A 26,489-nucleotide genomic window follows, 5' to 3' on the forward strand; every position below is an offset into this window, starting at 1 on the left:
CACTCAGAACAGAATGTCCGGCAAGGGCTATCGCCTCATGAACTCTGGCTGCGGCTGGAGCCAACGCAAGCTGCAACTGCGCATCCTTCATGAGGATGCCTTTCGGCCTGCGCGCTTTGGCTCATCCGCAATACTGTCAGGATCGGCGTCACGCAAAAGCCGCGTCTCGCCAGAGAGACAGATGAACCGCCGCCCCTTCATCCGGCCAATCAGTGTCAGCCCCAATTTCTGCGCAATCTCGACGCCCCATGCGGTAAAACCCGACCGCGAGGCCAGCACAGGAATGCCCATCATCGCGGTCTTGATCACCATTTCCGATGTCAGACGGCCTGTGGTGTAGAGAATCTTGTCCTGCGCGCCAACGCCTTCGGACAGCATCCAGCCGGCAATCTTGTCCACTGCATTGTGCCGCCCCACATCCTCCATATACACCAGTGGACGATCCCCCTGACACAGCACTGTGCCGTGAATTGCCCCCGCTTGTAGATAAAGGCTAGGCGTGCGGTTGATCTTGGCCGACAGTGCATAAAGCCACGAAGTCCGCACTGGGGTTCGCGGCAGGACAACGCCCTCCAACCCCTCCATCATATCGCCGAACACCGTGCCAACCGCACAACCGCTGGTGCGGGTCTTTCGGCGCATCTTGTCCTCGTAGTCGGTCTGCCGTGCTGTGCGCACCACAACGACCTCAAGCTCTTCATCATAGTCCACGCCGGTGATCTCGTCTTCAGCGCTCACCATGCCCTGATTGCGTAAAAAGCCCAACGCAAGGTAGTCGGGGTAATCACCGATGGTCATCGCCGTCACGATTTCCTGACTATTGAGGTAGATCGTCAAGGGCCGTTCCTCGACCACATTGATCTGTTGGCGCGCGCCCGTATGGTCCGTGCCGGTCACAGCCCGCGTGAGGCGTGTGGCATTCGGGTCCGGTGCGATAAGGTACTCTGACAAATCATTTAATTCAGACAATTGCGCCCCCTTCGGCAACACGCTACGCAGTACAGGTAATCTAAGGGCATCCCATGACCTCTACCAGTCGCAAATCCTACTATCGCCAAGGTGTTATTGCCAGCCTGCCATTTGTGTTGGTGATCATCCCCTTCTCGACCCTGTTTGGCGTGATTGCCACAGAAGCAGGGTTGAACGTATTCGAAACGATGGCCTTCTCGGTTGTGGTTATTGCGGGTGCAGCACAATTCACAGCACTGCAATTGATGCAAGACAACGCACCTACCGCAATTGTGATCCTTTCCGCTTTAGCGGTGAACCTGCGGATGGCGATGTATTCGGCATCGCTCACCCCCTATCTGGGTGCCGCGCCTTTGTGGCAGCGCGCCCTTTGCGCCTATATGACGGTCGATCAATCCTATGTCGTAGGCGTGGCCAAATTCGAGAAAGAGCCGGACATGACCGTGCCCGAGCGTGTCAGCTTTTTCCTAGGTGCGGTGACTCCTATTGTGCCTTTGTGGTATATTTTCACATTGGTCGGCGCACTTTTGGGGGCGCAAGTACCCGATAGTCTTGCGTTGGATTTCGCACTTCCGATTACTTTCCTCGCCATGATCGCGCCGATGTTTCGCACGCTGGCCCATTTGGTTGCCGCCTTTGTCGCTGTCGTCGTGGCCTTGATCGCGGCCGACATCCCCTATTCGCTAGGCCTGTTAATCGCAGGGATCGCGGGGATGATGGCAGGGGCACACACCGAGCTTTTGATGGAAAAACGGGAAACGCAAAATGACTGAGACGACCCAACTCTGGACCGTTATCCTTCTGCTGGGCCTAGGCAGCTTCGGACTTCGCTTTGTGTTTACCGGATTTGTGGGCGATCGCCCGATGCCTGCATGGCTGCTGCGGCACCTGCGCTACACAGCGGTGGCGATCCTGCCCGCGCTTGTGGCACCTCAGGTCATCTGGCCCACAGCCACGGGCGGCAGCTTTGATATCCCACGGGCCGCCGCAGCGGCGGTTACACTTTTGGTCGGGTTGGTGACCAAGAATGTTCTGATTGCCATTCTCAGCGGGGCTGTGACGCTATACGCGCTTTTGTATCTGATCGGTTAGCAGCGGCGGCCACCTAATTGCCAAGGTTGGCCACACCGTCCCGCACACCACCATCGTCATCTTCATAGACCCGCGTGGTTCTCACACCGGGGAGCTGTTCGAACTGCTCCATCAGCTTGAGCGGGAAAAAGCTTTGGCTAATTCCTTCGAAACCCGGGATCTGCTTGAGCACGCCAGAGGTTGCATTCGTGCAAAACGCACTCGGCACCGGCCCTCTGGCCTGTACCAATTGCAGCGCGCGCGCTGCTTGGGCCGGGGTCACGTCGATCTCCTGACGCACCACATGAAATTGGGAGCGGGCATGGGCCGAGATATAGCGATCGACCCAAACAGGCGTCAGACCATAAAGCACATCACCCTGTTCAGGCAAAAGCTCATGCTCGAATGAACCGGCAGGGTCGAACAATACCGATTGTGTGCTTTCCACCAACAAGGCCGAATGGGCACCCGCGCCAGAGCGGTTGTTGACCATCGTGATCAACGTCAGCCGCGTTGGCCCCTCATTGAGGTACACCGCCTGCTCGATTTCGCGAGTGGAGGATTCTTTCCCTTTTTCTGCGCATCCGGCAAGGACCGCCGCAGCGAGCAACAGGGAAGTAACAGTTTTAAGCATGAATAATCGCCTGATTAGCGGGCGAATAACGCCATAAACAGAAGGATCGCAATAATCACAACAACACCGCGTGTCACAAAGGTGATAAAGCTGTTGTACATTTTTTCGTTTGCTGAGCTGTCCATGCTGCCATGTTGGTGATCGGCCATTGGAGTGTCCTTTTCGTCTGGATGGGCGAAGCGTTATTGTGCAGTTACGGTATTTCAAGCCTTCTGTCACGCCGGATTTAAAGCGCGCACAAGATGCCCGGTCTAGCTTTGCTCCCGGTCGAGGTCTTCGAGCAGCTTGAAACCGATACGATTAGGGGTTGCGGCCTTTTTCTCTTTTGCCACTGCGCGAAACAGCACGTTAAGCTGACTGACATGCTGCACCAGCTGCATCTTGGTGCCCGACGTATCCGCACCGTAAAACGTCACGATGTCAGGATCAAAATACCCCATGCCCTCGATCTTGAGCACCCCTGCATCCGCACCGGCAAAGCCCATGGCGATCTCATGCTCGTCATCAAGGCCCTCTTCGAACTTTTTGAGGTAGAGCACGGTGCGCTCATAGGCCCATTGCGCGGCAGATTTCTGTTCTACGGGCTTACCACTGACGCCCTTTGGCACCTGTTGATCGCTGGCATTTTTCGCGTCGGGATCATTATGGACTTCATGCACGCGTGGCATGGCCTGCTCTTCTGCGGCTTCTGCCGTTGTCTTGATCTGGTCACCCATTGTCTGAACCCTTGTACTGATACACCCATGCCCCATCCTCGCGCATGCTGCGCGTGGCCTGGCCCGTTTGGTGAAGGTGGCTCAAATGCGCAAAAGCTTCAACCAGTGCGAGGCCATATTCCGCCTCTCCGATGGGCCTTTTGAACAACGAAGCGAAAACATCGCCCGCCGCTTTGGGCGTTTCAATGTAATTTGCAAGTCGTCTAAGCGCGCCATGGTGGTTCTCGATCAATTGGCGCATGCGCAGCGGCAGGCCGGTAAACGGCAGTTTGTGCCCCCCTAGAACCAGATGATCGTCACGCCCCATCAGTGCAAACCGCTCACATGCCTCGAGCCACTCCCCAAGGGGATCGGCCATGGGTTCGGTCGCATAAACGCCCACATTCGGACTGATCGAGGAAAGGATCTGATCGCCCGCAATCACCAGATTATCATCGCGGCTCCAAAAGGTCGCATGTTCGGGCGCGTGGCCGTTTCCGATATGCACGTCAAATGTGCGACCGCCCATCCGGATGGTGTCACCCTGTCTAATACGCGTAAAGCCAAGCGGCAGCGGTGCCACGACATCGGCAAAATTGAAGGGCCTGTCCACAGCGCGTTTGGCATAAATGTCAGCGGCCATGCCAGCGCTGCGATAAAACGCGAGATTTTCGGGGGATGGGGTGTCTTGCACATCCAGCGTCAGCATCCGCGCCGTCAACCACGCCGTGCGCGTGGTAACCAGCTCTGCGCCGTGCTCGGTCTGGAACCAGCCCGCAAGGCCGATGTGGTCGGGGTGATGATGCGTGACCACAACGCGCTGCACCGGTTTGCCCGCAAGCGGCCCCGCCATGATTTGCGCCCAAAGCGCCTTAGTCCTTTTCGAGGCAAAACCCGTGTCGATGATGGTCCAGCTGTCGCCTTCATCAAGCGCATAAATATTCACATGGTCCAGCTTCATCGGCAGAGGCAGGCGAAACCAAAAGACGCCCGGTGCGACCTCAATCGCCTCTGCCCCTTCAGGCGGTGTATCCCATGGGTAGCGCAGGCCTTGGTGTTGGGCTTTATCAGCCATGGAATAGTCCGCCCTTACTGCGCCAACTCTTCAGGCGTCAGCGCAAAAAGCCCCTCAGCCCCCGCCTGCGCATGGGCCAGCAAGGCCAGATGTTCGGGTAGCATGCGCTGAATATAAAAACGTGCCAGCTTTTCACGTGCGCCGCCACGGTCGGCCAAGGCCGCCTTGAGGTGCATATGCCCGCCCAATACCCGGGCAAATGCATGGAGGAAAGGCACAGCACCGGCAAAACGATCTTGCAAATCGCTTTGTGCAACAAGCCACTCGGTCGCCTCGCGCATACTTTCAACAGCTTCCCAAACGGCATTGGCCAAACGCGGAAAGACCGCACGTGCAGCTTCGACATCCTCGGCCACTTCGTCCAACAACGCCATTGCCGCTTCGCCGCCATCCATCATCTTGCGTGCCACCAGATCCATTGCCTGAATGCCGTTGGTGCCCTCATAGATCGCCGTCACACGCACGTCGCGGCAAAATTGCGCGGCACCGGTTTCTTCGACAAAGCCCATACCGCCATGCACCTGCACGCCCATATCTGCCACGCCGATCCCTGTTGCTGTCCCGAAAGATTTGGAAATCGGGGTCAGCAAGGCAGCACGAGCCTTCCACGCAGCCGTGCCAGTCGCCCGCGCCATATCAATCGCTACGGCGTTGCTCATGGCGATTGCACGCGCGGCGAAAATATCCGCTTTCATCGTGGTCAACATGCGGCGCACGTCGGCATGTCCAAGGATCGTATCCTCAACCACCGATGGCATTGTCTTGCCCTGTTTCCGGTCCTGCGCATAGGCCAGTGCATGTTGGTAGGCAGCCTCGGCTACGCCGATGCCCTGCCCGCCAACACCCAAACGCGCATTGTTCATCATGGTAAACATCGCGTCAATGCCACCCTGCGGCTCTCCGACAAGCCAGCCTTTGGCCCCGTCATATTGCATTACACAGGTCGGCGATCCGTGAATGCCCATCTTATGTTCGAGGCTTACAACGCCAAGCGTGTTGCGTTCTCCCGGATTGCCATCCTCATCGGGCAAAAACTTGGGCACCATGAACAGGCTGATGCCCTTCACACCTGCCGGTGCATCCGGCAAGCGCGCAAGCACCAGATGGCAAACGTTGCCGCCCATATCGTGGTCGCCCCAAGTGATGTAAATCTTCTGACCTGTCACGGCATAGGTGCCATCGCCATTGTCTTCGGCCTTGGTGGTCAGCGCCCCTACATCCGATCCTGCCTGCGGTTCGGTCAGGTTCATCGTGCCCGTCCACTCACCGCTGATCAGCTTGGGCAGGTACAGATCCTTGATCGCGTCACTTGCATGATGCTCCAGTGCTTCGATCTGGCCTTGCGACAACATCGGTGCCAACTGAAGCGCCATACAGGCGCCGCTCATCATCTCGCCGACCGCGGCAGTTAAGGCCATGGGCAGTCCCATACCCCCATATTCAGGTGCCGCTGCCATGCCGACCCATCCGCCTTGGGCAATCGCCTCATAACCTTCCTGAAAACCCGGCGAACAGCGCACCACGCCATTCTCCAACCGCGCGGGGTGCAAATCTCCGGGCCGCTGCAAAGGAGCGAGCACTTCTTCAGAGACTTTGCCCGCCTCGGTGAGAATCGCAACCGTTACATCATCAGTCGCATCGGCAAACCGTTCGGTTCCGCGCAGATCGCCCAAAGGAACGACGTGTTCGAACAGGAACTTGTAGTCTTCAACAGGAGCGCTATACGTCATACTAGTCTTCCTCACATCATACTGCGACAGGTTGCACAAAAAGCCTCGATTGACCCCCTGCTACCCTTGGGTAAAGGATGTAGATCACCAGCGCCAAGCGCAACTAAAACGCCGCGTCATTGCCCGGAAGGAACCACCATGGTCGCCCCCACAAAACGCCTCAGCGCCTCGCCCGATGGCCTGAACGATGCCGCAACCCTCCTGCGCGCAGGCGCGCTTGTCGCCTTCCCGACAGAAACAGTCTACGGTCTGGGCGCCGATGCACGCAATAGCACAGCCGTCGCGGCCATTTATGAGGCCAAGGGCCGCCCCTCGTTTAACCCGTTGATTGTTCACGTGGCGGACGCTGCGCAGGCACAGGAATTGGTTGAATGGCCTCACACGGCGCAAACATTGGCCAAAGCATTCTGGCCCGGGCCGCTGACGCTTGTGCTTCCATTGCGCCAAGGTCATGGTCTGTCATCGCTGGTGACGGCGGGGTTGGAAACGGTCGGTTTGCGGGTGCCTGCGCAGGATGCCGCGCAGGCCTTGCTGCGCGCCTTTGGCGGCCCAGTCGCCGCGCCATCGGCCAACCCTTCCGGCCGGATCAGCCCCACAGCGGCGGAACATGTGATGGACGGTCTTGAAGGCAGAATCGCTGCAGTGGTCGACGGAGGAGCCTGCGCGGTAGGCGTGGAAAGCACAATCATCGGGTTTGAAGCGGGCAAGCCTACTTTGCTGCGCGCAGGCGGTGTAGCGGCCGAGGACATCGAAGCCGTCCTGGGCAAGTCGCTTCTGGCTGGCCAAGGCAGCAGCATCACCGCACCCGGACAGATGCTGTCGCATTACGCGCCGCGCGGCGCGGTCCGTCTGAATGCGACAACCGCGCGCGCGGGCGAAAACCTTTTGGGCTTTGGTCCGGTGGCAGGCACACTGTCCCTGTCGCGCAGTGGTGATCTGATCGAGGCTGCGGCGAATCTGTTTGACTGCCTGCACCGGCTTGACGCGTTAGGAGGCCCCATTGCGGTGGCTCCTATCCCCCAGATCGGACTGGGTGTTGCCATCAACGACAGGCTGAAACGCGCTGCCGCACCGCGCGACTAGGCCCGACCGGCAGCCGAAGACAGGCTCACTGGATTGATCCGTATGCTGCGCAGCGCAGCCTCCCAGAGGGCGTCATCATCGCCGGCAAACACAAGATCGGCACGCGCAGGCGCGGTCAGCCAACCATTTTGCGAAATTTCGTGATCAAGCTGCCCCGGCCCCCAGCCGGAATAACCAAGCGCAAAAACAAATGGATCAGGTCCATCGCCCAAACCGGTGTCACGCAAGATACCTTGTGTGGCACTCAGCATATAACCGCCGGGAATCGTCATGGGCTCTCCGGTGGTACGGGTCCCGTCGCAATGCAGGAAAAAACCGCGCTCGGTCTGGACCGGACCACCGATATGCACCTGCACGTCCGCAGGGCCAGAGGTCACCGTCATCTCCAGCCGCTCGAATACATCCCGCATGGTCATATTCGGCATGGGTTTATTCAGGATCAGCCCCATCGCCCCCTCATCCGAGTAAGAGCAGATCAACACAACAGAGCGGTCAAACCGCGCATCCCCCATGCCCGGCATTGCGATTAACAACTGGCCTGTCAAATCCATATGCGTTTCCCATTCATCTACTTCCTGTACCTTGCCCAGCCCTCCGCCCCGCTGCAAGCGGGATCGGCGAAACATGGCTAACCTACTTGTGACTTGGCAAATCCATCTGCACGCGGCAGACAAGAGCCATGATGAAAACGCTCCTTTGCGCCACTGCGCTCCTCACCTCTGTCTCCGCCGCCCATGCGGCCGATCCTTTTGACGTTCCCGTCACAGCCGAGCTGCTAGACGGGTGGCAACAAGCGGATGGAACACGCGTGAGCGCCATCCGCCTCACGCTTGCAGACGGGTGGAAAACCTATTGGCGGGTACCGGGCGATGCGGGCATCCCGCCGCAATTTGACTGGAAAGGCTCGCAAAATATGGCGGGCATCAAAGTGCAATGGCCAACACCCAAAGTGTTTGACCAAAATGGCATGCGGTCGGTGGGCTATTCCAATCAAGTGATCCTGCCCTTGGTCATCTCTGCCAAGAATGCAGCCCAACCCGTTGATCTTGAGCTGAGCATGGACATCGGCGTATGCGCCGACATCTGCGTGCCGGAAAAACTGACTTTGAGCGGCACAATGGATGCGCAATCCGCCACCCCTGTCTCGGCTATTGCTGCTGCGCTGGCCGAACGCCCCTACTCCGCCTCAGAGGCCGGTGCCGGGAATGTGACATGCACAATGTCGCCCTCACAGGACGGATTGAACATCACTGCCACATTGCAACTACCTTCCACGGGTGGGACAGAACATGTGGTGATTGAAACCGGCCGCGATGACGTCTGGGTGTCGGAAGCGGTTACCAGCCGCAACGGCAAGACCCTCACCGCCACATCCGAGATGGTCCCCGTGACTACAGGTGCGCTGGGTCTGGACCGCTCTGCAATGCGGTTCACAGTTCTGGGCAGCTCTTACGCTGTTGACCTGCACGGCTGCACATCGGGTTAAGCGTCTGTCGGTTTACGCACAGCCAGCAAAATCCCTCCGAGGACGTAGCCAGCCAGTGCCAACACCGCCGCCCCACCTATGAACAGCAAAAACGCAACCGGCATAGCGGGCATCGCAGCGGCTGCTGAGGGCAGCACCTTGGCAAGCGGCGGGTAGAGCGCGCCGCTCCATGCGGCTACGCCCATGGTCGCCACCCCCCAGCCCGATATCATCACCCAAAGCGCAATCAATCCCAACTGCAAACCCCGCGCCCGCGTGCGCAAGCCGCGGCGCATCGCCGCGATCTGTCGGGCCACATCATGCTGTGCTGCCACCAGCGCAGGCACCACCAAAAGCACCAGAATCATCCCAAAACCAAGACCGTAGACCAGCGTGATAATCGTGGGCTTGAGGAATTGCGCCTGTTGGCTACGCTCGAACAACAGCGGAGCCATGCCCAACACAGTCGTCAGCGTTGTCAGCATTACTGGTCGCAAACGGTCCGCCGCCCCATCAATGATCGAAGGCAACAAACCACGCGTGGCCGCATATTCATCAATTGTGGTCACCAGCACGATTGAATCGTTGATGATGATCCCTGTCATTCCCAACAAGCCCACCACAGTGAACATGCTCAGCGGGACGTCCCAAAGGTTATGGCCGTAAATCGTGCCAACCAGACCGAAAGGAATGATCGCCATCACCACCAAAGGCCGCGTCCAGCTACCGAACACCCAAGCAAGCACAAGGAAAATCCCCGCCAGACAAAGGATCAGCCCCGTGAGCGCATCTGTCAAAAACTGGTCTTCCTGCTCGCTCAGCCCCGCAAGGCGGTATTCGACCTGCAATTCCGAGGCGATGCGCGGTAGGATATCTTCAGCCAATGCGGTGTTGATTTCGGTTGCGCGGGCGGGGTTGTCTTCGGAAATATCACCAGTGACCGAAATCAGACGGATGCCGTTCTCGCGGCGGACGGTGCTGAACCCTGTGCGCTGTACAACGCTTACAATATCGCCCAGCGCCACATAATTACCTTCCTGCGTGCGCATCTGTGTCCGGTCCAGAAAATCTGCTGTCAGCTCATTTCTGGGCAGCTCCACGCGGATCGCAGCCGAGCGTGGACCGTCCGGATATGTCGCCGCCTCAATCCCGCCGAGGTGATTGCGCAGCACACGCCCCAGTTCGTCGATCGTAAAACCAAGGGCCAGCCCCTGCGGCGTCAGATCAAGGATCAGCTCTTCCTTATCGTAGGCCAGATTGTCCTCTACCGCGCTGACCTCGGGGAACTGAAGCAAGGCAACCTGCAGCGCCTCGGATGCATCTTTGAGCGTTTGTGTCGCGGCCCCATAGAACTGCACATCCAACGCATCCCCGCCCGGACCAGAGCGCCAGCCGCGAAAGCTGACGATTTCGGCCAGCGGATGGTTCACGACCTCCTCCTGCAACTGCGCCACAAAGGCAAAACTGGAATAAGGCCGCAGGTCGGCGTCGATCAGCTCAATCGCGATGCCGCCCAACAGATCGCCGTCCTTGCCATCCGCAGCCGCCAAGCCGCGCCCGCCGTTACCACCAACCTGCGCCATGACATAATCAAGCGGGTTGGCGCCGTGTTCGGCCTCCAATCTCGCGCCGACGACCTCAGTGGCGCGCTGCATCTCGCGCATCATGGCCAAGGTATCTGCGCGCGTGGCTCCCTCGGCCATAATAAAGTTACCAGTGACCGACCCGCGTTCAGGCGCGTTAAAGAACCGCCATTGCACATCGCCGCGGATAAACACGGCGATCTGGCTTGCCAGAATGGCTATGACCCCTGCCAGCACCACATAGCGCGCTGCGATCACCCCCGCCATGAAAGGCCGGAACAGACGCTCGCGGAGCCAGACAAAACCGCCGTTAATCACAACAGACGGCGTGTCGATCCCGTGCTGCCCGATCGCATAGAACGCATCGCGCATCCGCGCCGGACGGGTTAGCGCATAGCCGGCTATCAGCACCAGCATGACACCCGCAATAGCCGCACTGCCACCGTAAAGCAGCCCGTAAACCTGCGCCACATCCGCACCGGTGGCCCTCAGGTACAACCAGATTACGCCATATAGAAAGGCTATGGTAAGCACCGTCACCACGACTGCGCTTGCCACCCCTCCGACGACCAGTTTGCCCAAAGAAAATCGGGACCGTTTGCTGGTCCCGTCTAATGCGGTTTTCATGTGGTGCGGCAGGATCAGGAAACACTCGATCAGTGAGGCAATCAGCACCGCAATCACCGTAAAGGGGATATCCTTGATCAGATTACCAAACCGCCCGCCCACTGCTGTCAAACCAAAGAATGCAATCAACGTCGTAAGCGTGGCCGCCACAACCGGCATTGCCATTCGCTGCGCTGCCCCCTCGGCAGCTTCCGCCGCGCTTATTCCTCCTAGGCGGTAGCGGTGATCGGCGTGTTCGCCCACGACAATAGCGTCATCCACCACAATGCCCAATGTAATGATCAAACCAAAAAGCGAGATCATATTGATCGTCAGGCCGCCCACATACATCAATGCGATTGCCGCCCCCATGGCCACAGGAATCCCCGCAGCCACCCAGAACGCCGTGCGCGCATTCAGGAACAAAAACAAAAGCCCGACCACAAGGCCCAGCCCCATCAGCCCGTTGGAGATCAACAAATCAAGCCGACCGGAAATCGCCTCGGCTCGTGTGCGTATGAGTTCGACACTCACCCCCGCAGGCAATCCTGCTTGAAGCTCAGCCGCGACCTTTTCCACAGTCGCCTGAATACCAATCGCATCGCCACGGTCAGAACGGTCCACCCGCACCGATATCGCCGGATCATCGCCCACAAAAAAGCCCACGTTGCGGTCAATGCCTTGGGCACGCACAACCGCCACATCAGAGACAAGCAGGCTTGAGCCATCGGGATTGGTGCGCAAGGTGATCCCTGCGATCTGTTGCGGACTACGCTTGGCAGTACCAGTGCGGACGCGGGCATTTGCGCCGTCGACATCTCCTGCCGGATCCGCGTCTGTCTCGGCGGCGATGGCTTCGGCGATCTGCGCCATCGTCACATCAAATGCGATAAGTTTGGAGGACGGCACCTCGACCAATGTTTCGGGCGCGGCCACGCCGCGAATGGTGCTGCGCGTCACCCCTTCGGCAAACAGGCGCACAACGAATTCATCCGCAAAGCGGCCCAATTGATCAGGCCCCACATCGCCTGTAATTACAACATCCGTCACGCGGTCACGCCATGCGCCACGACGCACAACCGGATCTTCGGCCTCTTCGGGTAATGTGGTGATAACATCCACCGCTGTCTGCACATCCGCAGCAGCCCGCGCCATATCCCAATTCGGCTCGAACTCAAGCTCGACCACGCTGCGCCCCTCACGCGATGTGCTCTCCGAACTTTCGACCCCTTCGACATTGAGCATCGCAGTCTCGAGCACCTGACTCACGGCCTCGTCGACGTCTTCGGCCCCTGCTCCCTCCCAAAGAGTGGTGACCGAAACACTGTCCAGAACGACATCAGGGAAGAACTGGGCACGCATATTGGGCGCTGCGGCAAATCCGGCCATCAGCATCAAAACCAGCAATAAATTAGCCAGCGTTTTGTGGCGCGTGAAATAGGACAGAAGGCCGCTTGCCGTCTTGGAGATTTCGCGCGCCACGCTCTAACCTCCCATGCGGCTTTCCAGCCGCTCGATGGTTTGCGCAGGGACCTGCGGCTGTGAAAGCTGCGCCAACACGCGGGCTTTGGCCGCGTCGGGCATCCGGTTGCTGGCCTCGACGAATGCGACCAGCTTTGCGCGGCGCGCGGCGCTCAACTCGACCATCTCGGGTGTCTTTGGCGCGCTGTTGCCTTCGCCTTCTTTGCGCAGTGGTTTCACCGCGATACCCGCGCCCAGCAAAGGCGAGCGCGACTCAACCACTTCGCGGCCCACGATATCACCGCGCACCAATACCTCGTCGCCCTGCGCGCGCAAAACCTCGACGACCGCGGCTTCTAACCGATTGTCCGGCCCCAGCAGCAAAACACCCCCCGCCGCATCTACCGACGACGCGGGCAAACGGATCACCTCCGCAAGCGCCGGTTCTTGCACCCGCACAGTCACAAAATCGCCGGGTTTAAAGCCTGCGGCCTCATGCAGCGCGGCAAAAACAAGCCGCCCCGTCAGCCCGTCCCCCGCCGCAGCCGAGGTGCGCGTGATACGTCCTTGCGCGGCGATGTCGATGCCAGCCACATCCAGCGTGACCTCGACTTCGGCTTGGACAATTTGCCCGCTTGCATCCAGCAGCCGCGCAAACTGCGCAGTAGACAGACGGAATGACACCTCCAGATCATCGGGATCAATCAGCTCTGCCACCCGTTCATTTCCCGAGACAAGGCGGCCCTCGACCACCGTTGTTTCACTTAGAACACCGGTGAAGGGCGCGCGAATGATCATATCATCCAACCGCCGCTGGGCCTCGGCTAAAGCGATCCGCGCGCGCGCCGTCTGGGTGCGCGCCTGATCTACGCGCCCCTCTCCTTGTGCTAATACCTGACGACGCGCCAACACGCCCTGTCGCGCTGCCGACGCGGCAAGCTGCGCTGTCTCAAGCGCGGCAGAAGTGCCCACACCGCGCTCTGCGAGGTCGGCCTGACGTTGCGCAGCAAGGGCTTGCAGGTCTGCCTGTTCTTGCGCCGCTACAACCTCGTCACGCGCCAGCGCAAGGCCGCGGGCGGCATCACGTTGTTCGGCTTCTGCATCAGCCAGATCGTTTTGCGCACGCTCAAACGCAGATTGCATGTCGGCTTGGTCCAGCCGAACCAATACATCGCCGGCGCGCACCTTGCCGCCGTCCTCAAACCCGTTGGCCAATTCCATCACGCGCCCGCCGATTGCCGCGCGCAGCTCCAGCGTGCGACGGCTGGCAATCTCGCCATAACTGTCGAGTATCGGCGTCTGTGTGCCGGTCTGTGCCGTGAGCACATTCACCGCAAAAGCGCGTTCACGCGCAGGTGGAGCCGCGGGGCTGTCCGCAAGGCGCGTCTGTACCGCCCCGCCCACGATCTGCACCGCCCAGACCAATAGGCCCAGCGTCATAGCCGCCAGAAACAGCCCCATCATTGTTTGTCTTAGAAACCGCATGAGTAACCCGAATGCTGTACCACATTGCGAATATAGCACGATACGCCACATCCGCACGGTAGTTTACACATTCGCGCCCTCGCTCTTTGTCACTTTTCCGGCAGTCCGCCCAACCGGCGGGCTATTTGCGCCGGTGATGCTCATCCAGACGCGGCAGAATTTCGACGAAATTACAGGGCCGGTGGCGGTAATCGAGCTGTTTGACCAGAATTTCGTCCCATGCATCCTTGCATGCACCTGGGCTGCCGGGCAGCGCAAACAGGTAGGTCCCGTTTGCCACGCCGCCCGTCGCGCGGGACTGCACCGCACTGGTGCCGATTTTCTGCATGGATACGATAGTAAAGACCGTCCCGAAGGCGTCGATCTCTTTTTCATAAACATCGCGGTGTGCCTCCACAGTGACATCACGGCCTGTCAGCCCCGTCCCCCCGGTGGACAGCACCACATCAATCTGCGGATCGGCACACCATTCACGCAATTGCGCGGCAATCTCGGAACGCTCGTCCGTCAGCATCTTGCGATCTGCCAACTGGTGTCCTGCCTCTTGCAGGCGCGCAACCAGAACATCGCCCGAGCGATCCTCGGCCAGACTGCGGGTATCCGAAACCGTCAGCACAGCAATGCGAACAGGGATGAACTCTTTTGTCTCGTCAATTCGGCTCATACCCTACTCCATAACTGCCAACCGCGCCGCAAGGGCCGCGTAAATACTGCCTGTGACATATCCCAACACCTTGCTGGAGCGCAGCAACCGCGCCCCAAGCGTGCCCGCGTAGCTGCCCACCAGCCCATTGATCACGAACCCGCCCAGCGCAATCATGCCGCCAAAGGCCAGAAACTGCAAAAACACCGGACCGGCATCGGGCACGACAAATTGCGGAATAAAGGCCAGGACGAACCAAATCACTTTGAAATTGCTCAGGTTGGTGAACAATCCCGCACGGTAGGCCTGCGCAGGACGTAACCCTTCGCCACGCGCCTTGACACCCGAGCTGCGAAAAGCCTGCACCGCCAGATACAAAAGATATGCCACGCCGATCCAGCGAATAACATCGAACGCCCATGGAAAGGCCGCGATCACCGCGCCCAATCCCAAGCCCGCTATCGCAACATGCACCATGGACCCCGTGCTGACACCGGCGCTTGCCGCCCAAGCCGCGCGATGCCCCGACCGCATCCCCTGCGCCAAACACAACATCATATCCGGCCCCGGCGTCGCGTTAAGCGCAAGAGCAGCCGGCACAAATGCCAGCAAAACAACAGGGTCAATCATTTACTCACACTCGTTTTGAGTTTCAACAAATCCGCCCATGCCTCGCGCTTGGCGACGGGATTGCGCAGCAGGTAGGCTGGATGGAACATGGGTAAGGCGGGCTTGCCCGCCACTTCGGTCCATGTGCCGCGCATCCGCGAAATCCCGCGTTTACCCAACAGCGCCTGACAGGACCAATTACCCATAAGCACCACCGCCTTGGGATTTGCCAATGTGATGTGGCGCAGCAAGAAAGGCTTCATCATCGCGATCTCGTCCGGCTTGGGGTCGCGATTTTGCGGCAGGCGCCACGGCAATATATTAGTGATATAAACAGGCGCATCAGCACGCTCGCGTCCCATATCAACAGCTGCGAACATCCGGTCAAACAGTTGCCCTGCGGCCCCGACAAAAGGCTTGCCAATGCGGTCTTCCTCACGTCCCGGTGCCTCGCCAATAACCATCACCGGCGCACCGGCAATACCGTCAGAGAACACCATATTGCGCGCGCCCCGCTTGAAATCGCACAGATCAAAGGCCTGCATCGCCGCCTTTAACGCATCGAGACTGTCGGCGGCATCCGCTGCCTTCTGGGCCACCCCAACGGGATCCTGCGTGGCCGTTCTGATGGGGCCCCGTGTCAGATGCGGTTTGGGATTTTCGGCCTTGGGCTTGGCCAGTGTCGCGGGCAAGCTATAGCAATCCACAGGGGTATCGCTGATGCACTCATCCGCGCCCAGCTCCATCTGCCACTCCAAAAGCGCACGCGCTGTGTGAAAATCCACTGATTCCATGCCGCCACTCTACGCCTGTGCGCACAGGATAAAAATGCCCCACGCGCCGCTTCTTGCCGCGCTGTGCCTGCGCGCCTATAACGGGGCAAACAGCGTAAGGTCCCCTCATGAGTTTTGCCCACCGCCACCTGCTTGGCATCGAGCCGCTGCATCCCACCGAAATCACCACATTACTGGACCTCGCGGACAGTTATGCTGATCTCAACCGCCAACGCGACAAACATGGCGGTGCCCTCAAAGGGCTCACGCAGATCAACATGTTCTTCGAGAATTCGACCCGCACGCAAGCCAGCTTTGAGATCGCGGGCAAACGTCTGGGCGCTGATGTAATGAATATGGCCATGCAGGCCAGCAGCATCAAAAAGGGTGAAACCCTGATTGATACCGCGATGACCCTGAACGCCATGCATCCCGATTTGCTGGTTGTGCGTCATCCGCAATCGGGTGCGGTGGACCTTTTGGCCGAAAAAGTGAACTGCGCCGTGCTCAACGCCGGTGACGGGCGGCACGAACACCCAACGCAGGCCTTGCTGGATGCGCTGACCATTCGCCGCGCCAAGGGCCGTCTACACCGCCTGTCGATCGCGATTTGTGGCGATATCGCGCACAGCCGTGTAGCACGCTCCAACATCATCTTGCTTGGCAAGATGGAGAACCGCATCCGCCTGATCGCCCCCCCCACCCTGATGCCATCGGGCATCGGCGAATTCGGCGTCGAGGTCTTTGACAACATGGAAGAAGGGCTTAAGGATGTGGACGTTGTGATGATGCTACGCCTGCAAAAAGAGCGCATGGATGGCGGGTTTATCCCCAGCGAGCGCGAATATTACCACCGGTACGGGCTGGATGCGGAAAAGCTATCGCACGCCAAGCCGGACGCGATCATCATGCACCCCGGCCCGATGAACCGCGGCGTCGAGATTGACGGCACGCTGGCCGATGACATCAACCGCAGCGTCATTCAGGATCAGGTCGAGATGGGCGTGGCCGTCCGCATGGCCGCAATGGATCTTCTGGCGCAAAATCTGACGGGCAACCGCACATGAGCGACACCGACTTCTGGCATAACGTGTTAGAGCAGGATGAGACCCTGCTATGGGTAGGCAAGCCCGAGCCGCGCGTACATTGGCGCAATTGGCAGCTGTTTGGTGCCCCCTTGTTTAGTGCTGTTTGCCTACTGGGCACGGGATGGTTCATCTTGTCAAAACTCGGCACACAGACGGATATGTGGCTGATGGTTTTTCTGGCGGTCGCTGCAATTGTCCCAGCCAATGTATCGCGACGCCAATTGAAAAATTATGCGACCACGCGCTACGCTCTAACAGACCGCCATGCGCTGTTTTTCGATATCAAAGCCGAGGGTACCCGCGTGAAATACTACCCGGTGGATGCGTTTATTCCGCCGAAGGTTCGCAAAACGTCACCCCCCAGCATCGGTTTTCTGGGCGAGCACGGCGGGGCACGGCGCATTGTCAGCTTCGACTACATCACCCGCAGTGACGAATTGCTGGACCATCTTCAAGGTCATCCGAAATGAGCACGCTGCACATCTCACAGCATGAAACAGGCGTTGTACGCGTTTTTGCCATTTCGCGACCTATGGCCGACATGGCACGTGCATTGCGCCAATCAGGCAAAAACATCGTCGCGTCCGAGTTGTTAGGGCATGAAGTTACTGATAGCGACATTGAACTCTTTGCCCTTGCGGATTTGGCGGGGCTGGGCCTGCTCCGATACCTGAGCGACGGCTATGCTGTCGAAGCGGAGGCCTTGCATGCAGATCGCGCGCGGTTAGAGGCGTTGGATGGCTATGTTTTGCTGCTCCTCTCGAACGTCGCCAACACTGGCACAGTGACCTTAACCCCTGGCAAGGATTTAACTCTGATCGGCACCTACCGCGAACCATGGGTCCAGCAGGCCGCCGGGCCCACCGCATCAGAAGCTGCCAAGCTACACTCGGGCGTTGGGGGAAAAGAGGCATCCACACCCAATCTACGCAGCGGCAGCATGATCACAGGCGCTATTTTACTGCTAGCGGTTTTATTTATATGGTGGATAGTTCGATGAAAGAACCAAAACCCGATCCGAAAATGTCAGGCCGCATTGCTACCATTGCGCTATTGGTCGCCTTTGCAGTGGCCGCTGGCATGGTCTGGATGGCGGGATGAGCGAGGCATTGGCAGCATGGACCCCGAAATTTCGGGTCTTTTTGCGCCGCAGTGTAATTGTCGGCGCGATCACATTGGTTGTGCTGGCTATTGCCGGTTGGGTCATTGGCGGGATCACCGGATTTCATCAATTGATGTATGTCGCACCAGTTCTGGCACTGGCGTATAATATCGGCTTCGAAGATCCAGCCCGTTGGCGCGCTGCGCGGGAAAATCATTGGTATCTTCGCAGTGACGCCCTGCTGCACGTCGGCCCCGAGGGCGAAGCGCGTCTTCCTTTGGCCGATGTGATTAATGTGCGCAAACGCTTGGGCGGCAATGTGGTTGTCTATCTCAAGGGCGGCTTACGGGTAAGAATAGCCTATGTCGAAGACCCCGCCGAAGTTGTCCGCCAGATATTGGCCGCCCGGGACCGGCTTACCCCATGAGCGGTTTCGCGTTGCGCAGCAGAGCTTACATGCGCATTTACACTATTGAAAGAACCTATGGCCTGACGCGGCAGATGCAGAAAGAGACGACATGACGCTTCATTTTACCAACGCCACCGTGGTTGACCCCGAAACCGCACGCAGCTTCGAGGGATCGGTTACCGTTAACGAGGGCTGCATCACTGCTGTTGTCGAGGGCGGCCTGACCGATCCCAAAGGCGAAGTGATTGATTGCCGCGGCAAATATCTGGCCCCTGGCCTTGTCGATTTGGGCGTGAAAGTCTGCGAACCCGGTGAGCGCCATAAAGAAAGCTATCGTTCAGCCGGACAGGCCGCGGCCAAAGGCGGCGTGACGACCATGATCACGCGCCCTGACACAGATCCGGCCATCGACAGCCCGGAAACATTGGAATTTGTCACCCGCCGCGCCAATGACGCCGCTCCTGTGCATGTGCTGCCGATGGCTGCGCTGACGAAAAACCGCGCCGGCCGAGAGATGACCGAAATTGGTTTTCTCATGGATGCCGGGGCTGTGGCCTTTACCGACTGCGACCATGTCATCACGGATACCAAGGTATTTTCCCGCGCGCTCACCTATGCGCGCAGCCTTGGCGCGCTGGTCATTGCCCACCCTCAAGAACCTATCCTGAGCAAAGGCGCTGCTGCCACCTCGGGCAAATTTGCCTCGCTGCGCGGATTGCCAGCCGTGTCCCCCATGGCAGAACGCATGGGGCTGGACCGTGACATCGCGTTGATCGAAATGACCGGCGCGCGCTACCACGCCGACCAGATCACGACCGCCCGCGCCCTGCCTGCCCTCTCACGCGCAAAAGCCAACGGGCTGGATATCACAGCGGGGATCGGCATCCACCACCTGACGCTCAACGCGTTGGACGTGGCCAACTACCGCACTTTCTTTAAACTGAAACCACCCCTTCGGGACGAAGAAGACCGCATTGCTATGGTGAACGCCGTTGCATCAGGGGTGATTGATATTGTTTGCTCGATGCACACGCCTCAGGATGAAGAAAGCAAACGCCTGCCATTCGAAGAAGCCGCCTCTGGCGCTGTCGGGCTTGAGACACTGCTGCCCGCAGCACTGCGCCTGTGGCATGCCGAAATGATCGAGCTGCCTGTGCTATGGCGCGCGATGTCGTTGAATCCCGCCATGCGGCTGGGCCTGCCATCGGGTCGCATGGCCGTTGGCGCACCTGCGGATCTGGTACTGTTTGACCCGCATGCGCCATTTGTCATGGACCGGGCCACACTCTGCTCGAAATCGCGCAACACACCCTTTGATGGCGTGCGGATGCAGGGTAAGATTCTGTCAACCTATGTCGCAGGCAACTGCGTCTATACTGTCTAATTTGGAAGGCCCCATATGCCGCTAATTGAAAATACCCTGCCTGTGCTGTTGCTTTGGGCCCTGCTTGGTTATCTGGCCGGATCAATACCCTTTGGCATCGTGCTGACGCGGTTCTTTGGCCTTGGCAATCTGCGGGAGATCGGGTCAGGCAATATCGGGGCCACCAATGTTTTGCGTACCGGATCAAAACCGGCGGCGATTGCAACGCTACTGCTGGATGCGGGCAAAGGTGCCGTGATCCTGCTGATCGCGCGGGCAGCGGCCGGTGAAGATGCCGCGCAACTGGCCGCGCTGACCGCGATGTTGGGGCACTGCTTTCCTGTCTGGCTCAGGTTCAGGGGCGGCAAAGGGGTCGCGACCTTCCTTGGCATTCTGCTGGCACTCGCATGGCCCGTGGGGATTGCCTGCTGTGTGGTCTGGCTTGTTGCAGTGGCGATATCGCGCATGTCCTCGGTCGGCGGCATTGTGAGCGCTGCGGCCTCTTCCATATTGGTCGTGGTGCTGGGGTATGGCTCAACCTATCTGCTATGTGTTGCCCTGACAGTAATTGTCATCTGGCGGCACCGGGAAAACCTGCAACGGCTCCGCGCCGGAACTGAACCAAAGATTGGCCAAAAAGGGTGAGAAAGGCGGCTCCCACGGGGTTTGCCACTGCATTGCGGGCTATTCCGCAAGGCACCTCTTGGGGCCATTTCCACAACCGGCGCTACACTGCAACACGCAGCGACTTTAACGTCGGAAAATCCATCAAGCTGGTGGCAGAAGCCTTGGACCGTACAGATTACATAAGCCTGAACTTTTACGATCTGGAAAACGGTCCCCAACTGGCCCCCTGTGAAATGCCCCATGACAAGGTCATCGCCTTTGTGATGAATTACCAACCGGAGCCTCCCGAATGACACGACTAGCCCTCCTTTGCGCCGCTGTGCTGACAGCGCCTGCCGCATTGGCCGACACCTATAGCGTCATCTTGGGGAACAAGATGCTTGGACATCTGGACTATACAACAAACGGCAATGCGGCCACTTTGCGGTCGACCCTCGACAACACACCGCTGGGTGTTTTCAACGGCACCTTCCACGGATCCAGCACAGGAAACGCCGCAACAAGCACCTTCACCGGCGAAAGCCGTTCCTCGCGCAAATCGCGTGCAGTGATTGTCGACATCGCAAACGGCCGCGCTAAAAGCACCAGGATCACGCCCCAAAAAGAGCAGACCGAACTGTCAGATGTGAGTTTGGTGCCTGCCGGTGCGCGCGATCCTGTACGCGCAATGGGCGCGCTGTTTCGCGCACAGGGCTGCCCCAAGGCCATGCGTATGTATGACGGGCGCCGTTATGTGACCCTCACCCCCGACGGGCAAAGCCGCGACGGTGCCACTCTGACCTGCAATTTGCGCTATGCTGTGACCAAAGGGCCAGGCCACCTGTCTCCACTGGGCATCTCATCGGCCAAGATGCAGCTGAGCTATGATACGGCTGGCGACCAGCAAAACCTGCGCGAACTTGCAGTCTCGTCAGGTCCGTTCCGCCTGCGCCTTACCCGCGACGAATAGACCGATACAGAAATTCTCCTTGCCCCAGAACTGCATTCTTATATTTCTGTCATTACAGAAACCATAAGCGAGCTTCCTCATGCATCTCACACCTGCCATGCAGAACTTTATCCTTCACTGGGGTGATATGGGGGCGAAATGGGGCACCAACCGCTCGGTCGCGCAAATTCATGCACTGCTACATATCGCACCTGAACCGTTAAGCGCCGATCAGATTTGTGAGCTACTCAACCTCGCCCGCTCGAATGTCTCTAACGGGTTGAAGGAGCTACAAAGCCTCGGCATGGTCAAATCCCAGCGCAAGCTCGGCGACCGGCGTGATCATTTCACCTCCGTGCGTGACATGTTTGATCTGGTCACAACAGTGATCAAGACCCGCCGCGAACGGGAATACCTGCCCACCTTGCAAGCCCTCGAAGAAGTCCAACGCGAGGCCGAAACAGACGCCACCCCGCCCGAGGTCAAGGCCCGCATCGCAGAAACACTCGATACCATGCAGATGTTTGACAACTGGTATACTGACGTCATGGCACTGCCCCGCAGCGTGCAAATGGCCGCGCTCAAGCTGGGAGGGCGCATTGCCCGCTTTTTGCCAAAAGGCAAAGACAGTTAAGGCAGTTCGGGCATTCCACAGGGTCGACCTATCCGTGGCCTGCACAACCCTGACCTGCACGACCATTATTTTGCCCTAATGCGCCCCTTTTGGTGCCACACCAGTTTGTACAATCAGACGGACGTGAGAATACACCAATTCAATAGATGGAAGAGACATGGGACCAATTTCCGCAGTGGGCACCGCGTTCGCAAAGACACTGAACTTTTCCGGTCGTGCAAGCCGGAGCGAATACTGGTGGGTCTTCCTCTTCAGCTGTCTTGTCAACCTTGCTGCAATCGCGTTCGACGTTACCGCGCTTTTCATGCGCCATCAGGTCGAAGGCGATTTGCTGTTTGCCGCCCTCTCCCCCTTCGATCTGTTCACCCCTTGGGCTGTTTTGATATTTTCCATTCCCATGATTTCGCTCAGCGTCCGGCGGTTGCATGACGCAGGGTTTTCCGGATTCTGGTTGCTATTGAGCTTCATCCCTCTTGCGGGGTTTGCATTGTTTATCCTGTACATGCTGCCCAGCCAGAACAACAGAACCCACTACGGCGCGCCGGCGTCCCGCCCCATGGCAGATCCATCAGGCAAGCCCGTCACCGTTGACGCGCACAAGCGCGCCATGCAGGGCTATGCCGTGCTGTTTGAAAAGGACAAACCCGTCAGCGCCGAGGTGCAGGCGGCCCGAAAGGCCGAGATTTCAGACTATTACCGGACCAAAGTCTTAAAGCCTGCAAGCTCTGCTTAATAGGAATAATCCGCGTAGATCCGGCTTAGATCCCCGCCCCATTCGCCGTTATAGCAATCAAGCAGCTCGTCGGCGGGGGTTTTTCCGGTCTCAACGCTTTCTTTCAGCGCATTCAGGAAATGTGTCTCATCGGGCACCAAACCGTCAGAACCGGTACGCGCGCGGGCCTTTAAGCCGGCATCAGACAGCGCGACTGCCTCACGTGCCAGATCAATCATTTTGACCCCACGCACTTCTGCCTGAAGCCCGTCCACGGATGCTGCAACACGCAATTCCTCACGCATTTCGGCATCCCAGCCCTTTACCAGATCCCATGCGCCATCCAGCGCATTTTGATCATACATCAGGCCAACCCAGAAAGCAGGCAGTGCGCACAGGCGGCGCCACGGGCCGCCATCGGCACCGCGCATCTCGATAAACTTCTTCATCCGCGCTTCGGGGAAGGCGGTGGTCAGGTGGTCGGCCCAATCGCTCAGCGTGGGCGTTTCACCGGGGAGCGCAGGCAATTTGCCCTGCATGAAATCACGGAACGACTGCCCCAGTGCGTCAATGTATTTGCCATCGCGGTAGACAAAATACATCGGCACATCGAGCGCGTAATTCACCCAAGCTTCAAAGCCAAAGCCCTCGTCGAACACAAATGGGATCATGCCGGTGCGCGAGGCATCCAGATCGCGCCACACACGGCTACGCCATGATTTATGACCGTTCAGCTTGCCCTCAAAAAACGGGGAGTTGGCAAAAAGAGCTGTCGCCACCGGCTGCAAGGCCACAGCAACGCGCATTTTCTGCACCATGTCCGCTTCGGAGCCGAAATCAAGGTTCACCTGCACCGTACAGGTCCGGCGCATCATCACGCGGCCCATGGTGCCCACCTTGGTCATATAGTCGTTCATCAGCTTGTAGCGGCCCTTGGGCATCAGATCCATTTGTTCATGGGTCCACTCGGGCGCAGCACCCAGACCGATAAAGCCCGCGCCGATTTCATCGGCAACGTCTTGCACTTCGCGCAAGTGGCTGTTCACTTCGTCGCAGGTTTCGTGAATTGTCTCGACCGGTGCGCCGGATAGTTCCAACTGACCGCCCGGCTCAAGCGAGACATTCGCGCCGTCTTTCTCCAGCCCGATCAGCTTGCCGCCCTCTTCGACGGAGGCCCAGCCGTGTTTGTCGCGCAGGCCTTCCAACATCACGCGAATCGAACGCGGGCCCTCGTAAGGCAAAGGCAGCAACGTATCCTTGCAATAGCCGAATTTCTCATGCTCGGTACCGATGCGCCACTGATCCTTTGGCTTGCAGCCATCCGCAAGGTATTGCGCCAGCTGGTCAAAGTTCTCGATCGGGCCGCCGCCGGATTGGGGAATGGACATGTCGGGCTCTCCGCTAGTGTGTCGTCCGCAGCCTTGCGGAGTTTCTTAGGAGCGTCAATGCAGCAACGCATGGGCTGGACGCAAGGGCTTGCGCTCCCAAATCACAACTGCGTGGCTTTGACCGCTGCGTAATTCAGCAAGCATACGTTCGGTGCGCAGACCCGGCAAAGTTGCAAAGGCATCAAAAAGCCCTTCGGTTCCGGCCGCATTAACAGGAATCAACAGCGCGTCCTGTCCCGGCACATCCAACCGCCAATGAGGCGGATGGGGCCGCGTATCAAGGCTCAGGCGTTCCAATTCCTGCAAGGCAACAACGCCCCCTGTGAGCGGGCCAAAGTAGGCAATCTGGCCCTCATTCACCTGCACCGCTCCGGGTCCGTCACCATTGCTGCGAAAGCGCGATCGCTGAAATCCGATAAATCCCAGTGCGCCGCCAGCCAACAGCAACCCCCAGCCCGGCACAGCAAGCAACCGCCCCGGCCCGACAATCCACCAAAGCCCCAAAAGGCTCACTGCGAGAGCCACAAGGACTTCGCGCCAACGCCATAGGGCGGCTTTGGCTTCGGGTCTAAAAAACATCGCAGCCCCCCAAAGCACCGGATGAAAGCCTCATGCCCAATCCCCCAAGGCCTGCTGCCAAAGCGTCATCGCAGCAACCGCTGCGGTATCCGCACGCAAAATACGCGGCCCAAGCGAGACCGCAGTGGCCGCCTCCATCTTGTGCAGCTTTTCGCGTTCGCGGTCCGAAAAACCGCCCTCTGGCCCGATAAATATAGCCCATGGCCCCGCGCCCGCGAGGGTCAGCGCCTTAGGCGCCGTGGCCAGCGTCTCGTCACAGAACATGATGCGGCGCGCAGGGTCCCATCTATCAATCAAGCGGCCAAAGCGCGCAAGCTCGGCCACTTCAGGCACATAGGTGCCACCGCATTGCTCAGCAGCCTCTACGGCATGGGCTTGCAAGCGATCACGCTGGATACGGCCCGAATTCGTAAATTCGGTCTGCATCGGCACGATTCGAGCAGCTCCCATCTCGGCTGCTTTTTCGACAATGAAATCGGTCCGCGCCTTTTTGATAGGTGCAAAACACAGCCACAGGTCCGGTGGCATCTGCAAAGGCCTCGTCTGCTGCTCGCATTCAATCACCCCGCCGCGTTTGCCCGCTTCGACCACACGGCCCAGCCATTCGCCATTGTGTCCATCAAACAACAACACCGGCGCGCCAACGGCTTGTCGCATCACGCCAAAAAGGTAATGTGCCTGCCCACGGTCCAAAGGAACCGATTGCCCCGCCCCTAGCGGGTGCTCTACATACAATCTGATTTTCGCATCCATGGGATGGATATATGCAAGACAACGCCACTCCGCCAGAGCCCCTGAAAAATGGAGCCGTCGCTGACGCCTATGCGCGCAACTGGGTGGACCAATACGCCCCTGCCGCGACCCGCCCCTATCTGCGGTTAAGCCGCGCTGACAGGCCTATCGGGACCTGGTTGTTGTTGCTGCCCTGCTGGTGGGGATTATCGCTGGCGATGCTGTATGACGGACAGGCCACATGGTATGATCTGTGGGTCTTTATCGGCTGCGCCCTGGGGGCGTTTTTGATGCGCGGCGCAGGTTGTACGTGGAATGACATCACCGACCGCGACATAGACGCACAGGTTGCGCGCACCCGTTCGCGCCCGATCCCGTCCGGTCAGGTTTCGGTCAAAGGCGCTGCGGTCTGGATGGTATTACAGGCGCTGATTTCATTCGCCATCCTGCTCAGCTTTAATGCCGCGGCAATCCGGTTGGGCGTGCTGGCGCTGCTCCCCGTGGCGATTTATCCCTTTGCCAAACGTTTTACATGGTGGCCGCAGATGTTTCTGGGGCTTGCATTCAACTGGGGTGCGCTGCTGGCGTGGACCGCGCATACCGGCCAGCTCGATGCGCCTGCAGTGGTGCTCTATCTGGCGGGGATCGCGTGGACGCTGTTTTACGACACGATTTATGCCCATCAGGACACCGAGGATGACGCGCTGATCGGCGTAAAATCGACTGCACGCCTATTTGGCGAGAACTCGGGAAAATGGCTGCGCCGGTTTCTGATGGCCACGGTCGGCCTGATGGGAATAGCCGTCATATATGCAGCATTACCAACGGCATCCCCACTCGCGATGGTATTCGCACTGGTCGGACCTTGGGCGATGGGTTGGCATATGGCATGGCAGCTGCGCGGGCTTGATATTCACGATACTGGCAAAATGTTGCAATTATTCAGAGCTAATCGCGATACCGGCATACTTCCTTTGCTGTTTTTTGCCATAGCTCTACTCCTTTGATTGCACCCCCGCCGCCAGCATCGTATCACCGTGATTAA

30 protein-coding genes are annotated in these 26,489 nt (G+C 58.7%); 15 read left to right on the forward strand and 15 right to left on the reverse strand.

Annotated features, from left to right (window positions below; genetic code table 11):
• Positions 1-87: 87 nt before the first annotated feature.
• A complete protein-coding gene (locus ABJM03_RS03795) occupies positions 88-969 on the reverse strand; it encodes a formate dehydrogenase accessory sulfurtransferase FdhD (protein ID WP_348415686.1) in 882 nt (293 codons plus the stop codon).
• 53 nt (positions 970-1,022) lie between these two features.
• Between ABJM03_RS03795 and ABJM03_RS03800 the strand changes: the two genes are divergently transcribed.
• Complete coding sequence (locus tag ABJM03_RS03800; protein WP_348415687.1) at positions 1,023-1,742, forward strand: AzlC family ABC transporter permease; 720 nt, start codon at positions 1,023-1,025, stop codon at positions 1,740-1,742.
• Positions 1,735-2,061, forward strand: coding sequence for an AzlD domain-containing protein (locus ABJM03_RS03805; RefSeq protein ID WP_348415689.1), 327 nt, complete (start codon positions 1,735-1,737; stop codon positions 2,059-2,061). Before ABJM03_RS03800 ends, ABJM03_RS03805 begins: the two co-directional genes overlap by 8 nt.
• Positions 2,062-2,074: 13 nt before the next feature.
• Here ABJM03_RS03805 and ABJM03_RS03810 read toward each other — a convergent pair whose 3' ends face one another.
• The 5 genes from ABJM03_RS03810 to ABJM03_RS03830 all read right to left on the reverse strand — a co-directional run bounded on the left by ABJM03_RS03810 (position 2,075) and on the right by ABJM03_RS03830 (position 6,174).
• Complete coding sequence (locus ABJM03_RS03810; protein ID WP_348415691.1) at positions 2,075-2,674, reverse strand: hypothetical protein; 600 nt, start codon at positions 2,672-2,674, stop codon at positions 2,075-2,077.
• A 14-nt stretch (positions 2,675-2,688) separates the two neighbouring features.
• On the reverse strand, positions 2,689-2,823 hold the full coding sequence (locus ABJM03_RS03815; protein ID WP_348415693.1) for an aa3-type cytochrome c oxidase subunit IV: 135 nt from the start codon (positions 2,821-2,823) through the stop codon (positions 2,689-2,691).
• Between the two features lie 102 nt (positions 2,824-2,925).
• The gene (locus tag ABJM03_RS03820; protein ID WP_348415695.1) at positions 2,926-3,390 is read right to left on the reverse strand and encodes a DUF6173 family protein; all 465 of its coding nucleotides are present in this window, start codon (positions 3,388-3,390) and stop codon (positions 2,926-2,928) included.
• Positions 3,383-4,444, reverse strand: a complete 1,062-nt coding sequence (locus ABJM03_RS03825; RefSeq protein ID WP_348415697.1) for an MBL fold metallo-hydrolase — start codon at positions 4,442-4,444, stop codon at positions 3,383-3,385. Before ABJM03_RS03825 ends, ABJM03_RS03820 begins: the two co-directional genes overlap by 8 nt.
• 14 nt (positions 4,445-4,458) lie before the next feature.
• Complete coding sequence (locus ABJM03_RS03830) at positions 4,459-6,174, reverse strand: acyl-CoA dehydrogenase (RefSeq protein WP_348415698.1); 1,716 nt, start codon at positions 6,172-6,174, stop codon at positions 4,459-4,461.
• Between the two features lie 138 nt (positions 6,175-6,312).
• Here ABJM03_RS03830 and ABJM03_RS03835 point away from each other — a divergent pair, with 138 nt between their 5' ends.
• On the forward strand, positions 6,313-7,257 hold the full coding sequence (locus ABJM03_RS03835; RefSeq protein ID WP_348415700.1) for an L-threonylcarbamoyladenylate synthase: 945 nt from the start codon (positions 6,313-6,315) through the stop codon (positions 7,255-7,257).
• Here the strand turns inward: ABJM03_RS03835 and ABJM03_RS03840 are convergent.
• The gene (locus ABJM03_RS03840) at positions 7,254-7,883 is read right to left on the reverse strand and encodes a YqgE/AlgH family protein (RefSeq protein WP_348415702.1); all 630 of its coding nucleotides are present in this window, start codon (positions 7,881-7,883) and stop codon (positions 7,254-7,256) included. The two genes, ABJM03_RS03835 and ABJM03_RS03840, sit on opposite strands and share 4 nt — an antisense overlap.
• Before the next feature lie 56 nt (positions 7,884-7,939).
• Here ABJM03_RS03840 and ABJM03_RS03845 point away from each other — a divergent pair, with 56 nt between their 5' ends.
• Positions 7,940-8,743, forward strand: a complete 804-nt coding sequence (locus ABJM03_RS03845) for a protein-disulfide reductase DsbD domain-containing protein (protein ID WP_348415703.1) — start codon at positions 7,940-7,942, stop codon at positions 8,741-8,743.
• Here ABJM03_RS03845 and ABJM03_RS03850 read toward each other — a convergent pair.
• The 5 genes from ABJM03_RS03850 to ABJM03_RS03870 all read right to left on the reverse strand — a co-directional run bounded on the left by ABJM03_RS03850 (position 8,740) and on the right by ABJM03_RS03870 (position 15,903).
• Positions 8,740-12,393: an efflux RND transporter permease subunit gene (locus ABJM03_RS03850; RefSeq protein ID WP_348415705.1), complete on the reverse strand. Its 3,654-nt coding sequence runs from the start codon at positions 12,391-12,393 to the stop codon at positions 8,740-8,742. The genes ABJM03_RS03845 and ABJM03_RS03850 overlap by 4 nt on opposite strands.
• A gap of 3 nt (positions 12,394-12,396) precedes the next feature.
• Positions 12,397-13,857, reverse strand: coding sequence for an HlyD family efflux transporter periplasmic adaptor subunit (locus ABJM03_RS03855; RefSeq protein WP_348415707.1), 1,461 nt, complete (start codon positions 13,855-13,857; stop codon positions 12,397-12,399).
• Between the two features lie 121 nt (positions 13,858-13,978).
• The gene (gene moaB / locus ABJM03_RS03860) at positions 13,979-14,521 is read right to left on the reverse strand and encodes a molybdenum cofactor biosynthesis protein B (RefSeq protein WP_348415709.1); all 543 of its coding nucleotides are present in this window, start codon (positions 14,519-14,521) and stop codon (positions 13,979-13,981) included.
• A gap of 3 nt (positions 14,522-14,524) precedes the next feature.
• The gene (locus ABJM03_RS03865; protein ID WP_348415711.1) at positions 14,525-15,130 is read right to left on the reverse strand and encodes a LysE family translocator; all 606 of its coding nucleotides are present in this window, start codon (positions 15,128-15,130) and stop codon (positions 14,525-14,527) included.
• Complete coding sequence (locus tag ABJM03_RS03870; protein ID WP_348415712.1) at positions 15,127-15,903, reverse strand: uracil-DNA glycosylase; 777 nt, start codon at positions 15,901-15,903, stop codon at positions 15,127-15,129. The genes ABJM03_RS03865 and ABJM03_RS03870 overlap by 4 nt, the downstream gene beginning before the upstream one ends.
• A 107-nt stretch (positions 15,904-16,010) precedes the next feature.
• Here ABJM03_RS03870 and ABJM03_RS03875 point away from each other — a divergent pair, with 107 nt between their 5' ends.
• The 10 genes from ABJM03_RS03875 (at position 16,011) to ABJM03_RS03920 (ending at position 22,766) form a co-directional block, all read left to right on the forward strand.
• Complete coding sequence (locus ABJM03_RS03875) at positions 16,011-16,949, forward strand: aspartate carbamoyltransferase catalytic subunit (RefSeq protein ID WP_348415714.1); 939 nt, start codon at positions 16,011-16,013, stop codon at positions 16,947-16,949.
• A complete protein-coding gene (locus ABJM03_RS03880; RefSeq protein WP_348415715.1) occupies positions 16,946-17,440 on the forward strand; it encodes a hypothetical protein in 495 nt (164 codons plus the stop codon). Before ABJM03_RS03875 ends, ABJM03_RS03880 begins: the two co-directional genes overlap by 4 nt.
• Positions 17,437-17,970, forward strand: coding sequence for a hypothetical protein (locus ABJM03_RS03885; protein WP_348415717.1), 534 nt, complete (start codon positions 17,437-17,439; stop codon positions 17,968-17,970). Before ABJM03_RS03880 ends, ABJM03_RS03885 begins: the two co-directional genes overlap by 4 nt.
• A gap of 97 nt (positions 17,971-18,067) precedes the next feature.
• On the forward strand, positions 18,068-18,499 hold the full coding sequence (locus ABJM03_RS03890) for a hypothetical protein (RefSeq protein WP_348415719.1): 432 nt from the start codon (positions 18,068-18,070) through the stop codon (positions 18,497-18,499).
• Positions 18,500-18,590: 91 nt separating this feature from the next.
• Positions 18,591-19,865 carry a dihydroorotase gene (gene pyrC, locus ABJM03_RS03895; protein ID WP_348415721.1) on the forward strand — a complete coding sequence of 425 codons (1,275 nt, stop codon included), beginning with the start codon at positions 18,591-18,593 and terminating at the stop codon, positions 19,863-19,865.
• A gap of 15 nt (positions 19,866-19,880) precedes the next feature.
• Positions 19,881-20,489, forward strand: a complete 609-nt coding sequence (gene plsY, locus ABJM03_RS03900) for a glycerol-3-phosphate 1-O-acyltransferase PlsY (protein ID WP_348415722.1) — start codon at positions 19,881-19,883, stop codon at positions 20,487-20,489.
• Entirely contained in the window at positions 20,486-20,764 is a 279-nt protein-coding gene (locus tag ABJM03_RS03905) for a hypothetical protein (protein ID WP_348415724.1), read from the forward strand. The genes plsY and ABJM03_RS03905 overlap by 4 nt, the downstream gene beginning before the upstream one ends.
• A complete protein-coding gene (locus ABJM03_RS03910; protein ID WP_348415726.1) occupies positions 20,761-21,420 on the forward strand; it encodes a hypothetical protein in 660 nt (219 codons plus the stop codon). The genes ABJM03_RS03905 and ABJM03_RS03910 overlap by 4 nt, the downstream gene beginning before the upstream one ends.
• A 79-nt stretch (positions 21,421-21,499) precedes the next feature.
• Positions 21,500-22,033, forward strand: coding sequence for a MarR family transcriptional regulator (locus ABJM03_RS03915; protein WP_348415728.1), 534 nt, complete (start codon positions 21,500-21,502; stop codon positions 22,031-22,033).
• Positions 22,034-22,190: 157 nt separating this feature from the next.
• Entirely contained in the window at positions 22,191-22,766 is a 576-nt protein-coding gene (locus tag ABJM03_RS03920; RefSeq protein WP_348415729.1) for a DUF805 domain-containing protein, read from the forward strand.
• Here the strand turns inward: ABJM03_RS03920 and ABJM03_RS03925 are convergent.
• Genes ABJM03_RS03925 through ABJM03_RS03935 form a run of 3 tightly spaced genes read right to left on the reverse strand, consistent with a single transcriptional unit; the run spans position 22,763 to position 25,465 of the window.
• Positions 22,763-24,133 carry a glutamate--cysteine ligase gene (locus tag ABJM03_RS03925; RefSeq protein WP_348415731.1) on the reverse strand — a complete coding sequence of 457 codons (1,371 nt, stop codon included), beginning with the start codon at positions 24,131-24,133 and terminating at the stop codon, positions 22,763-22,765. The genes ABJM03_RS03920 and ABJM03_RS03925 overlap by 4 nt on opposite strands.
• A gap of 54 nt (positions 24,134-24,187) precedes the next feature.
• Positions 24,188-24,712 (reverse strand): hypothetical protein, encoded by a 525-nt coding sequence (locus ABJM03_RS03930; protein WP_348415732.1) that lies wholly within the window; start codon positions 24,710-24,712, stop codon positions 24,188-24,190.
• Positions 24,713-24,742: 30 nt separating this feature from the next.
• Positions 24,743-25,465, reverse strand: coding sequence for a 16S rRNA (uracil(1498)-N(3))-methyltransferase (locus ABJM03_RS03935; RefSeq protein ID WP_348415734.1), 723 nt, complete (start codon positions 25,463-25,465; stop codon positions 24,743-24,745).
• A gap of 11 nt (positions 25,466-25,476) precedes the next feature.
• Here ABJM03_RS03935 and ubiA point away from each other — a divergent pair, with 11 nt between their 5' ends.
• Positions 25,477-26,451, forward strand: coding sequence for a 4-hydroxybenzoate octaprenyltransferase (gene ubiA, locus ABJM03_RS03940; RefSeq protein ID WP_348415736.1), 975 nt, complete (start codon positions 25,477-25,479; stop codon positions 26,449-26,451).
• The last annotated feature ends 38 nt before the right edge of the window (positions 26,452-26,489 follow it).

It is taken from the genome of Sulfitobacter sp. (assembly GCF_039977885.1).
Taxonomy (GTDB): Bacteria; Pseudomonadota; Alphaproteobacteria; order Rhodobacterales; family Rhodobacteraceae; genus Sulfitobacter.